Source organism: Acinetobacter sp. YH12058, assembly GCF_013419805.1.
GTDB classification, from domain to species: Bacteria; Pseudomonadota; Gammaproteobacteria; order Pseudomonadales; family Moraxellaceae; genus Acinetobacter; species Acinetobacter towneri.
This window is the reverse complement of record NZ_VOZL01000003.1, coordinates 167708-182963: the sequence shown is the minus strand read 5'-3', so window position 1 is coordinate 182963 and position 15256 is coordinate 167708. Positions and strand designations below refer to the sequence as shown.

Below are 15256 nucleotides of genomic sequence, written 5' to 3'. Positions count from 1 at the left end.
CTTGACCAGAGAACGCTATGCGCCAGTATTTAGACCTACTCCAACATATTCTTGACCATGGTGGCGACAAAGGTGACCGTACCGGAACAGGCACACGTTCAGTGTTTGGGCACCAAATGCGTTTTAACCTTGCACAAGGTTTTCCACTGCTGACTACCAAAAAAGTACATTTCCGTTCTATCGTAATTGAGCTGTTATGGTTTTTAAAAGGCGATACCAACGTCAAATATCTACAAGAACATAAAGTCAGTATTTGGGATGAATGGTCTACCGCAGAACAAACCGCGCGCTTTGGTCGTCCTGAAGGTGAACTTGGCCCAGTGTACGGACATCAATGGCGTAATTTTGGTGCAACACAAAAAGCCGATGGTCTGTATGAGCAAGATGGTTTTGACCAAATTGCATGGTTAATCAATGAAATTAAAACCAATCCAAATTCACGGCGTTTAATCGTGTCAGGCTGGAACCCGAAAGAAGCAGGTCAAGTTGCTTTACCGCCTTGCCATACTTTATTCCAGTTTTTTGTGCACAACGGCAAACTCTCATGCCAGCTATATCAACGCAGTGCCGATGTGTTTTTAGGCGTGCCTTTTAATATTGCCAGCTATGCTTTACTAACCCACATGATCGCGCAAGTCTGTGATTTAGAAGTCGGAGATTTTGTCTGGACAGGTGGCGATACGCATTTATATGCCAACCACTTTGAACAGGCACAGTTACAGCTAAGCCGTGAACCACTGGCGTTATGTCAGTTAAAACTCAATCCTGAAATCAAAGATATTTTCGATTTTAAATTTGAAGATATTGAAATTGTAGGCTATGAGTCACATCCTGCAATTAAAGCACCTGTCGCTGTTTAATTGCCTGTTGCTAGATTTAGCATCTCAACATTTAAATTGCCCCAACGTCCCCAAAAGATGCTTGGCAGACTAAGAAAATACGAGCCTAATTATGTCATTTCAAAATTTAGAAGTTGTACACGTAGTCGCTATGGATCAACAACGCTGCATTGGTCAGGGTAACCAATTGCCGTGGCATATTTCGGCAGACTTAAAACACTTCAAAGAAATCACCCAAGGTGGCGTGGTGATTATGGGACGCAAAACCTTGGAGTCGATGGGACGCACCCTGCCTAAACGTGTCAATTGGGTGATTACCCGCGACCCAAACTGGGCATTTGAAGGCACAAAAGTGGCGCATAGCATTGAAGATGCCTTGCAACAAGCCGTTGCCGATGTTCAAGCCTCAGAAAAACCAAACACTTTATTTATTATTGGTGGTGGTGAAATTTTTAGCCAAACTATGCCGATTGCTGACCGTTTGGAACTGACACATATTGAACTAGATGTTCAGGGAGATGCGCATTATCCTGCCATTCCTGCCGAGTTTAAAAAAGTGGCCTCAGAACAGCATGTCGATGAAAAATCAGGGATTGCCTTTGAGTTTGCCCGCTATCAAAAATAATGCTGACAGCCTTGGCAATCTTTGATTATGATGACTTAAACGGAATTTAACTTTGCCTCAGGAATGGCGGATGCTGCATTTCATCTTCAGTTTAGGTGTCGTTCTTTCTTCTATTTGGCTCAGTATGGCCTTGTGGATTCATCAGCCTTTGGGTTGGTTAATGAGCCGTGTGCTGATTGGGACTTGGCTAGCCTTCACCCTCAGCATTTTGGGCATTTATATCACTCAGCATTTGCTCAGTCGCAATCAGGATATTTTGGTTTATCTTTTGGGTTTTACCTTGGGGCTGTTTTGGTATTTTGGGATGGATGCCAAGCAAGACCGTGACTGGAACCCTGAAGTAGCCCGTATGCTGCATTATGAACAAGTACAAGATCAGGTCACGCTGCACAATGTCCGCAATTTTGACTGGCATGCCGATGGTCGCTATACCGAACGTTGGGAAACCCGCCAATTTAACCTGAAACAGATTACGGGGGTGAATATCATCACCTCTTACTGGATGGGGCCAAAAATTGCGCATACCTTAGTCAGTTTTGACTTTGCCGATCAAGCGCCACTCACCTTTTCCATTGAAATTCGCAAAGAAAAACACGAAGAGTTTTCTGCGATTGGTGGCTTCTTTCGGCAATATGAACTCAGCCTTGTCGCTGCCGATGAAAAAGATATCATCTACACCCGCAGCAATATTCGGGGTGAGCAAGTTTATTTTTTCCCGATCCAGCTCAATCCACAAGAAGCACAAGCACTGTTTCAGGAATATCTGCATAAAGCCGATGCTTTAGCCGCCAAAGCGCATTGGTATAATACGTTGACCAGTAATTGCACCACGCTGCTGTTTGACATGATTCAGGCAGTATCTCAAAAACGTTTCCCTGCCGACTATCGTCTGTTTGCTTCGGGTTATTTACCCAATTATTTATATGATTTGCATGCGCTGGATCATCGTTGGGATATGCAAACTTGGTATCAACGTGCCCACATTAACCCACGTGTGGAAAACTTAAAAGATATCCACAGCCAAGACTTTTCCGCGCTCATTCGACAAGGCGTGCAGCTCGATTCTTCAGCAAACATCAGCACGCCTTATTCGCATCCGACTTATCAGAACAAAGTGCTGCCCTGACCTATTTTGGTCATTTTGCGCAGATACAATCAATTCAGAGAAAAAACCACACCATATCTTGGAAAAAGTTGCAGCAAACATACAAGTTTAACTAGAGCCACGGCGCATAATTTGTTTAGATAGCAACAATTTCAAAAAATTAGAGATCATTCCATGCTAAAAAAATACTTCGGGATCACCTTATTGGGTGCAATGATTGCTTTATCAGGATGTGAAACTATGCCAACTCAAACGAGTGCAAGCCAAATTAGCGCAATCAATCAAGCCAACTTAGTACAACGTACATGGACTGCTACGCAATTGGGCAACAGCATGTTAAAAACAGAAGCAAACCGCCAAAACTTGCCATATTTAAACTTTGATGCCGCCACACAAACAGTCACAGGTTCAGATAGTTGTAACCGACTCAGCGGTAGTTATGTCGCAGGACGTGACACCCTACAATTGGGGCAATTGGCAACCACGCGAATGGCTTGCTTAAATAACAACAACTTAGATCAGAAATTTCATGAAGCCCTAAATAAAGTGACGCATTATCAGGTCTATGGTAAAACCCTGAAATTGCTAGATCGCCATGGAAATTTACTGATTCAATTTGAAACACCAACGGCTGCACGTTAACGGCTAAGCCTAATAATAGACAGGCTTAAAATGGTTTATTCATAAAATATAAGGACAAAATCATGCAACAAGCATTGTTTGGTGGCGGATGTTTCTGGTGTGTCGAAGCCGTATTTTTACAACTGCAAGGCGTAGAAAAAGTCACCAGCGGTTATGCAGGTGGACATACCTTAAACCCAAGCTATGAAGATATTTGCCGTGGCGACAGCGGACATGCAGAAGTCATTTTGATTGATTTTGATGAGCAGCAGATCAGCTATTCACAATTACTTGAGGTGTTTTTTGCCACACACGACCCAACCACATTAAACCGTCAGGGCAATGATGTCGGCACACAATACCGCTCTGTGATTTATTATTTAGATGCTACACAGCAACAAGCTGCCGCCGAGATGATTGCAGCCTTACAAGCTGAAGGTGTGAATGTTGTGACTGAACTCAGTGCAGCACCTGAATTTTACCCTGCAGAAGACTATCATCAGAATTTCTTTGCCAAAAATCCAAATCAGGGCTACTGCAATTTTTCCATTCCACCGAAACTGAATAAATTACGCAGTAAATTTCAGCATTTACTGAAAGTATAACCATTGGATTTAAAAGCAAGTACAAAACGGTGATACTCATCTTTTGATAACATCACCGTTTACACCACTATTTATTTTACAAAAGTCGTCCAGACAAATGCCTGAGTACGTCCTTGTAAGGTCATCTTCAACTGATCGCCCGACTGTAATGCTGCCACCCCTGCAGGTGTACCAGTCATTACCACATCACCAGGTTCTAAACTAAATACTTGGCTAATATCTGCCAACAATGCCGCAATATCAAAAATCAATAAACTGGTATCGCCTTGCTGACGTAATTCATCATTAATGTCCAAACGATATTGCACGTTTTTCCAGTCCTGAATTTCCGATACATCCACCCAATCTGCCAACACACAAGAACCGTCAAACGCTTTGGCTCGTTCCCACGGCTGTCCTTTTTTCTTAAGTTCATCCTGCAATTCACGCAAAGTTAAATCCAAGCCCAAAGTCACTGCACCTACAGCATCCAATACTTTGGCAGGATCTGTGTCTGCATTTAAAGGCTGGTCAATGCGTAAACTCAATTCACATTCATAGTGACAATTGCCCCAGACCTTATTCCACGTAATCCCATCACTTAAACTGCGTAAACTGCTTGGCGGTTTAATAAATAACACAGGATGATCAGGTACAGCATTACCTAATTCTTTGGCATGGTCTGCATAACTGCGACCGACACAGACAATTTTAGATGGACGTGTACTCATGATCATCCTCAAATAACTCGTAAATTGGGAAAATTAGAACTTACTTTTTAAAAGTATTTTCAAAAACCGTTTGTTCTGCAGGCAGATTAAATGCACGTTTCGGTACAATCACCACTGTACGATTTTTTAATTCCAGCATATAGGTGAGTTTACCCACAGCGAAATTTTGCACCTCGTTATAATGAAATACCTGTTTACGACCATTGGCATACAGCTCGGCATAGTCCTGAAATAAATCAATGCCTTGCTCGCTTTTTCCAAATTGGTATTTTACAAACTGGCGTTTAAACATCATTGGCAAAAACCAATAACGCATTAAAGTTTGCAAGATTAAAAAGAAAGCACCGAGTGCAACATAATAGCGACCTACCCCATCGAAGCCCAAATAAAAGCCCCAAGCAATAATCGCCACACTAATCAACGGTGTAATAAAACGGGTAAATTGTTTTTTACCAAAAGTCGCAAGGGCAAAGCCGTCTTGAGATTCTTCTAAATTTAAAAAATAGCGCAAAGACAATGCTGGCTGCGTGTCAGACATAAGCTCATCATCAAGTCATTCAAATTGAGCTAAATCTTACACTAGATTGAGCACTTTCCTTATTTTTTTCGTGTTTATTCGCTCAAAGCCAGACGTAAAACAATGGTCATGCTTTTGACACAAAAATTTCATCATTTTTAGATAGTGTAGATGCAAAAAAACCGCATCAAAAGTGCGGTTTTTTATTTCAAGTTGGTGCGCTCAGAGAGATTCGAACTCCCGACCCCTTAGTTCGTAGCCAAGTGCTCTATCCAGCTGAGCTATGAGCGCGACGACTTGATGGGGTGCATTATACGTGTTTTTTTCTGGCTGTTAAGTATTAATTCATCATTTTGCAATCAAATGCACAGATATTGGACGATTCAAAAGAATTTTAACGTAAAACCATGAGTACGCTATTCTTTTTAATAAACTGATTATTGTTTGAGTTTACTAAATTTCAGGCACAAAAAAGCCGCATTTAAGCGGTTGATTGTTTAAGTTGGTGCGCTCAGAGAGATTCGAACTCCCGACCCCTTAGTTCGTAGCCAAGTGCTCTATCCAGCTGAGCTATGAGCGCATTACTTGTGTGCCAATTTAGGCGATACGTTACTGTTCGGTTTACTTATTGGTGCGCTCAGAGAGATTCGAACTCCCGACCCCTTAGTTCGTAGCCAAGTGCTCTATCCAGCTGAGCTATGAGCGCGACATAAGTAAAGCGTGGCGGTGAGAGAGGGATTCGAACCCTCGATACAGTTACCCGTATGCGTCCTTAGCAGGGACGTGGTTTCAGCCACTCACCCATCTCACCGTAACGTGCCGCCATAATACAAATTAAGTGCTAGCACTGCAAGCTTCGATACCACAATTTTTGCATATTTTTGCTCAATTAAATATTTTTTAAACAATTTTCAGGATTCATCACCAGAATTACGCCTGAACTTTTGGCAATCGCTGCACAAAAACTAGAAACATCGTAAAATAACGACAGAAAACACATTATTGCAATCATTTACGTGCAGTCTTTCCGTACATGACTTATGCTAAACCTATCTTCTGACATGAAGTTTATTCCATGATGAAAAATTGGGTCGATCCTGAAGCGAAAGCTGAAGCCGAACGCTACGAAAATCCTATTCCAAGCCGTACCTTAATCTTAGAAACCATTGAAACCTTGCAAGCGGCACAGTCACATGCAGACTTGGTAGAGCATTTTGCGATTGCCGATCAAAAAAGTATTGATGCCCTGAGCCATCGTTTAATTGCCATGGTACGTGATGGTCAGCTCATGAAAGATGGATTCAAGTTCCAGCTGGCTGCAGAACAACCGACTCATGACGCCACGGTTTACATCAACAGTAAAGGTTTAGGCACAGCCAATATTGCAGGTCATGAAGATATTTTATTGCCTGAACGCGAACTACGTTTGGTGTTTAATGGCGATCAAGTCAAAGTCCGCCAGACATCGGTAGATCGTAAAGGCAAGGCATGGGGGTTTATTACCGAAGTCACCCAGCGTCGTGTCAAACAAATCATTGGTAAATTGTCAGAATACGATGGTGAATATTTTATTCAGCCTGCCCAGCCAAATAGCCATCAACCCATTACCCTTGAAAAAGAATTAATTGAACATGCCCAAGTTAAATTGGGCGATTCTGTGCGCATTGCGATTGACGACTATCCAACCCGCGAAGAATTTGCCACAGGACATATTATTCAGTCGATGGCAGACAAAGCCGAAACTGAAATTATTATTCCGCAAACCATTTTAGAATTTGGTCTGCCGTATGAATTTCCTGAAGATGTCATTCAAGAAGCCGAAAGCTTTCAAGAACCGACAGCCCAAGACCGTGAAGGACGTGTTGATTTACGCGATTTAGCCTTAGTGACTATTGATGGTGAAGATGCCCGCGACTTTGACGATGCGGTATACGCCGAAAAACGTCCAGGCGGTGGTTACCGTGTCGTAGTCGCAATTGCCGATGTCAGCCATTACGTCCGCACAGGCAAACCGTTGGATGATGAAGCTCAGGAACGTGGGACTTCAGTCTATTTCCCGCATTTTGTATTGCCGATGTTGCCTGAAGCTTTATCGAATGGCTTATGTTCGCTGAATCCGCAGGTTGACCGTTTGTGTATGGTCTGCGATTTAAAACTGTCACGCGCAGGTCGGGTCACAGGTTTTGAATTTTATCCATCGGTCATGCATTCCAAAGCACGTTTAACCTATACTCAAGTGGCACAATATTTTGAGGGTGATAGTGCGGCAATTCCAGAAGATCGGGAGGTGTGCAAATCATTAAATACTCTGTTCCAACTGTATCAAGTGCTGAAAGGTTTACGTGCTGAACGTCATGCCATGGAGTTTGAAACCGTTGAAACCTACATGACCTTTGATGAGTTAGGTGGAATTAAAGAAATTTTGCCGCGCAGCCGTAACGATGCGCATAAACTGATTGAAGAATGTATGTTACTCGCCAACGTCGCAGCAGCAGAATATGCACTCAAACATGATGTGCCGATGCTGTACCGTGTGCATGAACCGCCAGAGTTTTCACGTATTCAAAAAGTCCGTGATTTTGTCAAATTACTTGGGCTACATTTTCCAGAACAACCCACTCAGGCCGACTATCAAGCGGTGATTGAAGCCACTAAAGATCGTATTGATGCACCAAGTATTCACGCGGTGTTATTACGCTCAATGATGCAAGCCTATTATGGTGCCAACAATGCAGGACACTTTGGTTTAGCTTATGATGCCTACACGCATTTCACTTCACCAATCCGTCGCTACCCTGACCTATTGTTGCATCGTGCCATTAAAGCGCATTTAAAACAAAAACCATCACCACTTTCGGGCGCAGCTTTAGATGATGCAGGCGAACATTATTCTGCAACTGAACGTCGTGCCGATGAAGCCTCACGCTCTGTCACCACATGGCTAAAATGCCACTATATGCAGCAGCATTTGGGTGGAGAATTTGTGGGCGTAATTTCTGCAGTAGCCGAATTTGGTTTATTTGTTACTCTCAAAGACCTTTATGTCGATGGCATGATTCATGTCAGCCAGTTGGGCGATGACTTCTTTGTATTTGACCAAGCCAGCCAAAGTCTAATTGGACAAGTACGTGGTCAAAGCTTTAGCTTGGGCGATGAAGTTAAAATTAAAGTCGCGGCTGTCAATTTAGAAGATCGCAAAATTGATTTTGAGCTCATGCAGCAACTCACCCATGCAGGTCGTGCTATTCGTATGCGCGCACCGCGCGTGGCAAAACCGTTCAGCCGTGAAGCCACCGAAGAAGTTTTTTCTGAGCGTCCAAGCAAGGCGACTTTAAGTGAAAACGGTGAGCAACCTGTGCCGAAGAAAAAACCAAAAAGCAAACCGAGTTCTTACGGTAAAAAAACCTCAGCGAAGTCGGAAATCAAACCGAAAGACAAAGCCAAAAAAAAGACCAAGGTGAAAAAGAAAAAATCCAATGCCAAAGCAAAGGGTGAGTAAATTTTACTAAATAAAAAAGAGTGCTACGGTGCTCTTTTTCATTTAATATATCTCTATAAAAATAAACCACTTAAAAATCATGACATCACAGAAAATTACTAAATACTATTACCATGAATATGTAATATGCTTAGTCTTTGTACTTAGTATTTCAGCACTGATTGCTCTCTTTTTTATAGACTTCACCCCAACAAATCAAGTCAAAATCACAGCCTTCATTGTTGCAACGTTGATTTATTTGGCTGTTTTGATCTACTTTTATGTTCTGCATAGATACGGACAATGGATCATTCCACGTACATGGACAAATGTACAAAAAAAGCCAAAATTCTATTTTTTACTCCTCTTCCCTATTTTTGTAATTCTGTTTCTTTACTTAAATCTAGTTGTCTATCCTCCTCTGCTTCATACCCTAGTTTTGGGTACACCTACTGTGGTGACATTGGAAGCAAGCGCTGTTAAAAAACATGGTAAAAAAGGAAGTGTCTACTATTCTATTGAAACACCGTATGACTCTACTGGTATGTTTCGAATCAATGTAGATGAATATGAACACTACAAAAATCAAAATCTATTCATAAAATTATCGGTCATTGAGGGGCGCTTTGGCACCTACATCCAAGATATTCAATCTATCCACGGTGAAACAAGAGCGAATAAATAGCACCCAAGGCTTGATTTATCCTTCTAGAAGCCTTACTTCTACAAATAACACAGGAAATAAATCGGCAGACCGACATGACATTAGAAAAGGCAACTTTGCCTGTTCCACAATTTGATCAAATTACCCTGGCAGATTTAAAACAAAAAATTGAGCATGCCATTCAGCAGGGACAAAACTTTTTAAATAATCTGACTGCAGTACCTGAAAATACGACGGCGCAATTAAATGTTTTAGAACAGATTGATCAGCTCGAAAATAACATGAGCGAAGCATGGGGCGTGCTGTCACATTTAAATGCGGTCATGAATAATCCTGAAACCCGCGAAGTGTATCAAGCGCTGTTACCAAGTTTAAGCGACTACTACACTCAATTGGGTCAGCACACGGTGTTGTATCAAAGCTATCAACATATTCACGACGCCAACACCTTTAAAGATTTGCCTGCTGCACAACAAAGCGCAATTCAACTGGCATTGCGCGACTTTAAACTGTCAGGTGTGGCCTTAGAAGGTGAAGCTAAAAAACGCTATGCTGAAATTTCAGCGCGTTTATCGCAACTGTCATCAGACTTTTCCAATCATGTATTGGATGCCACCCAAGCCTATTACAAAGTATTGTCCGAAGATCAGCTCAAAGGTTTACCGCCAAGCAGCGTTGAATTGCTGAAACAATATGGTCAGCAACGCGAATTGGAACAAGCTGTGGCAACACTGGATATTCCTGCCTATTTAGCCATTATGACCTATGCCGATGATCGTGCTTTGCGCGAAACCTTGTATCAGGCATACACTACTCGCGCGTCCGATCAATCAGCCCAGTCTGAATTTGACAACACCCCGATCATGGAAGAAATCTTGCGTTTACGTCAAGAAATGGCGCAATTGCTCGGTTTTAACAACTATGCAGAATTATCCCTTGCCAGCAAAATGGCACCAAGTGTCGAAGCAGTCGATCAATTCCTGCGTGAACTGGCAGAACATGCTCGTGCACCTGCAGAACAAGAAATTGCCGAACTCAAAGCCATTGCCGCCCAAGATGGGATTGATACCTTACAACCGTGGGATACAGGCTACTATTCTGAAAAATTAAAATTACAGCAATTTAACCTTTCACAAGAAATGTTAAAACCATATTTCCCTGCACCGAAAGTGGTTGAAGGTCTATTTAGCATCGTCAAGCGTTTATACGATGTCGATATTATTGAGCGCGCTGCCCCTGTTTGGCATCCTGATGCACGTTATTTTGAACTTGAAGATCAAGGTCAAGTGATTGGTGGTTTTTACTTTGATCTATATGCCCGTACAGGCAAACGCGGCGGCGCATGGATGAGTGGTTTCCGTTCACGCATGCAATTGGCACAAGGTTTACAAAAACCAATTTGCTATATGGTGTGTAACTTTACCCCACCTGTTGCAGACCAACCCGCGCTTTTAACGCATGATGAAGTCATCACCCTATTCCATGAATTTGGACATGGCTTACATCACATGCTAACTGAAGTAGATAATATTGCTGTGGCAGGTACACATGGTGTCGCTTGGGATGCGGTGGAATTACCAAGCCAATTCATGGAATTTTGGACTTGGGATCAAGATAGTTTAGATATGCTGAGTGCGCATATTGAAACCCAAGACACCCTGCCAGAACACCTGCTTAAAGCACTGTTAGATGCACGTTTCTTCCAGTCGGGAATGCAGAGCCTGCGCCAAATTGAATTTGCCCTGTTCGATTTAAGTATTCATCGCAGCAACCCTGCTTTAAATGCGGAACAGATTCAAGCCATGCTAGATGATATTCGTCAAAACTATGCCGTTGCGCCAACTACAGCTTACAACCGCTTCCAGCACAGCTTCAGCCATATTTTCGCAGGCGGCTATGCTGCAGGATATTATTCATACAAATGGGCAGAGGTTTTGGCCAGCGATGCCTTTGATCGCTTTGAAAATGAAGGGCTATTTAACACCGAAACTGGCAAGCAGTTTAGACAGTTTATTCTAGCAGTTGGCGGAAAAGATTCAGCGCTTGACGCATTTATCAATTTCCGCGGACGCGAGCCAAAAATAGACGCACTATTACGTCATCAAGGTTGGACGAACATAGTCAAAAACGCTTAAACTAAGAACTTTAGATGAAGTTAGGGGAGTCGTGATGACCATTAAACGTCGTTTCATTGCAGGCGCAAAATGTCCGAAATGTCAGGCGATGGATCGGGTTGTCATGCTCACCGCTGACGAAGCTGAATGGATCGAATGTATCGAGTGTGATTATACGGAAAACCGTCCAACACATATTGATGAACCTGAAATCCCAGAGGTTTCAGATGAAATTGGGGTGATCCAGTTTAAGCCGCGTCAGTCAAAGTAAAACAATAAGGTTCAACAACGCATGACTGAAGATCAACGACATAACCCTAAGCTCTTATGGGCCATTACGGGCGGGTTAATTATTGTCATTATTGCCGTATTTATCTTTCAATGGATGGGCGATAGCAACAATACTGCGCCTATAGAAACTGCCCCAACTACGGCGCCTGTAGCGAAAGCTGCACCTGCTGAAGCAACGCCATTGCAAGAAGATGAAGCAGCACCAAAACAGTTGGTCACAGAAGATTTACTCAAAGCACCTATATCTGAGAATGCAGCGCTTGCCAAAGAAGAAGTGGCTAAATTAGATGACATTCAAAATCAGCTGAATGATCAACGTGCCTTATTAAAACAGCAACATAACGATGCCGATGAATTGATTAAACTGAAAGAAGAACAAATCAAAATACTGGAAGCCCAACTGGCACAGTAAGCCTCCTCTGCTTCACATCAGTCATTTTAAAATACGATAAAGGGTCAGTGTTGTAGCCAATTTAAGCTAGAATAGCCAGAGGTTATTCTGGCTTTATTTGTATGACATCTTCTGGTTCTGCCCAACAAAATTTGCTCAAAGCAATTATGCTGTTGACCTGCTCTGCCTTTCTGTTTTCACTCATGGGAGTGTGCGTTCGTTACGCATCAGAAACGGTAGATAATGCCACAGTGGTATTTTTCCGTAATTTCATTGGTTTGTTTATTTTTATCCCGCTCATTTTCAATAAAGGCTTGGGCTTTTTTAAAACTGAAAAGTTATGGATGCACACTTGGCGTTCGGTAGTCGGATTAACCGCCATGTATGGTTTTTTCTACGCGATTGCCAATCTAAAACTGTCCAATGCGATGGTCTTCACCTATTCATCGCCTATTTTTATTCCCTTAATTGCCTGGCTATTCCTTAAAGAAAAAATCACCAAACCAATGCTATGGGCTGCGTTCATTGGTTTATTTGGCGTGTTATTTGTCGCCAAACCCGATGCAGGTATGTTTAATAGCATGTCCGCAATTGGACTCAGTGCCAGTTTTTTAGCAGCGATGGCTTTTGTCACGGTACGCGCCCTGACTCAAACCGAACCGCCTGAACGCATTGTGTTTTATTTTTGCATGATTGGGACACTCATTTCTGTTGTACCGATGTTCTGGTCATGGCGTCCTTACAACTTAAAAGAATTGAGTTTTTTAATTGGTGCAGGATTGCTGGCCAATATCAGTCAGATCTTTATGTCCAATGCCTACCGTCTTGCCCCTGCTGGGCAAATTGGCCCTGTCAATTACATTGCGATTATTTTTGCAGGGATTTGGGGCTTTAGCTTTTGGCATGAAACGCCAGACTTATTTAGTTTAATTGGCTTTGCCCTAATTTTGCTTGCCATTATTTTGTGCAGTCCACTGTTACAAAAACACCTGAATCATCACTCCCCGCATTCATAATGCTGCTTTGTATTCCCTGCATATCAACCTATTAAAAAAACACCCCGTAGTGAACCACAGGGTGTTTTTAAATAATAAGATGACAGTGATTAAGTATCCATGTGCTTATTCATACCAGCCGAATAGCTTGAACGCATACGGTGCATAGGCAATAATCAACATCGCAGGAAGCATCACAATCATAGGCAAAATCCAACGCTCATAACGATAATAGAACGATTTATGACGAACTTCTGCATCGGCTGCAGCGACTTCTTCATCTCCAATCGACTGCCTTGCCAATAAGTGATTCAGCGCTACAGGTGGCGTCACATAGCCTAATTCAAAACCAATTAGGGTAATCATCCAGAAATGCGCAGGATGTATCCCATATTGATAAGCTACAGGCGCAACCGTTGCAGAAATTAGAATCACCGCACCGAATGGATCCATAATCATGCCCACAAAAATCATCAAGGCAACAATCAGGCTAATCACAATAAAGATGCTGCTAATATCGGTTGGGAACGCTTCCATAATTTCAATGCGTTCTAAATAGCCACCTACACTGACTGAAAGCGCCATCAAAATTACCAATGCCCCAATATGTCCCACCGTTTCACTGGTCGATAAATGCAGAGCTTTGAAGAAACCATACTGACGCAATGGTGAATCAGGTGCAGTCAATAATGAGCGCTCAGATGAAGCTGCTGTCTGTTGTGCTACAGGCTTGTGATCTAAAGTCTGATCCCACTGCCCCATCGCTGGAATAGGCGCAGGTTCATGGCGCAATTTATCAAACAACACCATCATCAATAAAATAACCGGCATCATTACAGGTGCAGTAAATTCATTCATATTGGTGTCTAAAGCATATTTATAGAACAACCAAATCAACACAAAAATGAGGATATATGGTAGTACAGGGCCAAAAGCACGTAAGGACAATGGCGCAGCTATGTTCGGTGCAGCAATGCGGAATTTATTTTCAGCAAAGAACAACGAAATCACTAAAAACAGGGTTGAAGTCAGTAGGAACACATACAAACCATAGTGATACAGCATGTCCGTTGTGACTTCTTTATTCAGCGATGCCACCACAACAATCAATAGGCATGGACGAAGCACGACCCCCATTGAGCCCGACATAGCTGTTGCCGCCAGTGCAAACTGACGTCGTCCACCCGCATTCCAAACTTCTTTATAAATGATCGCACCTGCAGCAATGACAAAAATCCCCGATGCACCGGTATAAGCCGTTGGTAATGCAGCAGCAATCAGAATCAGCCAGGTTAAGGTTTCAGGTGCCAAATTCCACGGACGCAGAATATTCAGGAACAAATCCACAATTCGGGTTTGTTTGAGCAACATCCCCGCCCAAATAAACAAAGCCAAGTTCAAGAAAATACTAGAGAATTCGACCAGTTGCCCTAGGTAAATCCCTTGCCCCATTGGATAATCCATCAGGAAGGTAAAAGAGAAACCCGTACTAATTGCCATATAGGCATACAAAGGTACGCTCAGGAAAGCAAGACCTAAACTACCGCCTTCACGGGTCGGTGCAGGTGGCTTAATAAGCTGGAATAAACTAATTAAAGTCAGAGTTGCAAACAGAATCATCCACATCCAGTAAATGATTTGCGTTTCACCACTCATCGGTACGCCTGAATTGAGTACTGAACGATATTGACTGATACTTGACGAGGTTAAGAAACCATTCGCCACCACCATTAAGGTCGAGTACACCTTGAAGTCAATTTTGGTTGCAGGGCCACGTAAACCAATGTGATGGGTTTTTAAAGTGGCACTAATTGCGGCAAAGACCACCATCAACACCAATAAAATGGCACGGTTTTCAGTACCAAATTTAAAAATGCCAAAGAAAGAGGTTTCAATGGTTCGATACATTTTCAAGCTTGGATGAGCTTGAATATGCTGAATCGCCTGATCATGAAATTGAAATTTTTCTTCACAAATTTGTTTGGCTGCCAAAATTGAAGCACGGACATCTGACTCAGAGGCGGTGCCAAAAATATCGGCAAACTCATCAGCAGCATTGGCTTGCATTTGGGCATGTACTTGCGCATCGACATCGGGGTTGCGTTCACAGTCAGGTGCAGTGGGTTCGGCACGTAAAAATGAATATTGCATACCTGTTGCAGGGTCACCATATAGGCGTTCACCCATGCGCAACAACTGACCATGTACCATTTCACCTGTACCAATAATGAGGGTCAGTAACAACAAGATCAAAATAACGAATGTAGAAATCCATTCTGTCCATATATGTCTGAGCAAAGC

14 protein-coding genes and 4 tRNA genes are annotated in these 15256 nt (G+C 42.6%); 11 read left to right on the top strand and 7 right to left on the bottom strand.

Translation table 11 applies throughout. The annotated features are described in order from the left end of the window. Positions 1-17 precede the first annotated feature (17 nt). From thyA to msrA, 5 genes are all read left to right on the top strand, one after another. Positions 18-860 (top strand): thymidylate synthase, encoded by an 843-nt coding sequence (gene thyA / locus FTU09_RS03580; RefSeq protein WP_004974795.1) that lies wholly within the window; start codon positions 18-20, stop codon positions 858-860. A 91-nt stretch (positions 861-951) separates the two neighbouring features. Continuing rightward, positions 952-1464 carry a dihydrofolate reductase gene (locus FTU09_RS03575; protein ID WP_004974792.1) on the top strand — a complete coding sequence of 171 codons (513 nt, stop codon included), beginning with the start codon at positions 952-954 and terminating at the stop codon, positions 1462-1464. 70 nt (positions 1465-1534) lie between these two features. Then, on the top strand, positions 1535-2590 hold the full coding sequence (locus FTU09_RS03570) for a DUF4105 domain-containing protein (RefSeq protein WP_180044017.1): 1056 nt from the start codon (positions 1535-1537) through the stop codon (positions 2588-2590). Positions 2591-2743: 153 nt separating this feature from the next. Further along, positions 2744-3211: an META domain-containing protein gene (locus FTU09_RS03565; protein ID WP_004974787.1), complete on the top strand. Its 468-nt coding sequence runs from the start codon at positions 2744-2746 to the stop codon at positions 3209-3211. Between the two features lie 62 nt (positions 3212-3273). Then, on the top strand, positions 3274-3795 hold the full coding sequence (gene msrA, locus FTU09_RS03560) for a peptide-methionine (S)-S-oxide reductase MsrA (RefSeq protein WP_004974785.1): 522 nt from the start codon (positions 3274-3276) through the stop codon (positions 3793-3795). 71 nt (positions 3796-3866) lie between these two features. Here msrA and FTU09_RS03555 read toward each other — a convergent pair whose 3' ends face one another. From FTU09_RS03555 to FTU09_RS03530, 6 genes are all read right to left on the bottom strand, one after another. After that, complete coding sequence (locus tag FTU09_RS03555) at positions 3867-4505, bottom strand: fumarylacetoacetate hydrolase family protein (RefSeq protein ID WP_096901374.1); 639 nt, start codon at positions 4503-4505, stop codon at positions 3867-3869. A 40-nt stretch (positions 4506-4545) separates the two neighbouring features. Then, entirely contained in the window at positions 4546-5043 is a 498-nt protein-coding gene (locus tag FTU09_RS03550; protein WP_096901373.1) for a YcxB family protein, read from the bottom strand. A gap of 193 nt (positions 5044-5236) precedes the next feature. After that, positions 5237-5313, bottom strand: a tRNA-Arg gene (locus tag FTU09_RS03545). 212 nt (positions 5314-5525) lie between these two features. Next, positions 5526-5602 (bottom strand) — tRNA-Arg (locus FTU09_RS03540). 49 nt (positions 5603-5651) lie between these two features. Continuing rightward, a tRNA-Arg gene (locus tag FTU09_RS03535) sits at positions 5652-5728 on the bottom strand. 15 nt (positions 5729-5743) lie between these two features. Beyond that, positions 5744-5833 (bottom strand) — tRNA-Ser (locus FTU09_RS03530). A 264-nt stretch (positions 5834-6097) separates the two neighbouring features. Here FTU09_RS03530 and rnr point away from each other — a divergent pair. The 6 genes from rnr (at position 6098) to FTU09_RS03500 (ending at position 12976) form a co-directional block, all read left to right on the top strand. After that, a complete protein-coding gene (gene rnr / locus FTU09_RS03525) occupies positions 6098-8521 on the top strand; it encodes a ribonuclease R (RefSeq protein ID WP_180079557.1) in 2424 nt (807 codons plus the stop codon). A gap of 79 nt (positions 8522-8600) precedes the next feature. Continuing rightward, complete coding sequence (locus FTU09_RS03520) at positions 8601-9185, top strand: hypothetical protein (protein WP_111885424.1); 585 nt, start codon at positions 8601-8603, stop codon at positions 9183-9185. A 74-nt stretch (positions 9186-9259) separates the two neighbouring features. After that, the gene (locus FTU09_RS03515) at positions 9260-11299 is read left to right on the top strand and encodes a M3 family metallopeptidase (protein WP_131260579.1); all 2040 of its coding nucleotides are present in this window, start codon (positions 9260-9262) and stop codon (positions 11297-11299) included. Between the two features lie 40 nt (positions 11300-11339). Then, the gene (locus FTU09_RS03510; RefSeq protein WP_171324836.1) at positions 11340-11549 is read left to right on the top strand and encodes a YheV family putative zinc ribbon protein; all 210 of its coding nucleotides are present in this window, start codon (positions 11340-11342) and stop codon (positions 11547-11549) included. A gap of 21 nt (positions 11550-11570) precedes the next feature. Further along, on the top strand, positions 11571-11981 hold the full coding sequence (locus FTU09_RS03505; RefSeq protein ID WP_180079555.1) for a hypothetical protein: 411 nt from the start codon (positions 11571-11573) through the stop codon (positions 11979-11981). A 101-nt stretch (positions 11982-12082) separates the two neighbouring features. Next, entirely contained in the window at positions 12083-12976 is an 894-nt protein-coding gene (locus tag FTU09_RS03500; protein ID WP_004974770.1) for a DMT family transporter, read from the top strand. Positions 12977-13081: 105 nt separating this feature from the next. Here the strand turns inward: FTU09_RS03500 and FTU09_RS13935 are convergent, their stop codons facing one another. Next, entirely contained in the window at positions 13082-14455 is a 1374-nt protein-coding gene (locus FTU09_RS13935; RefSeq protein WP_373682943.1) for a TRAP transporter large permease subunit, read from the bottom strand. Positions 14456-15256: the final 801 nt, after the last annotated feature.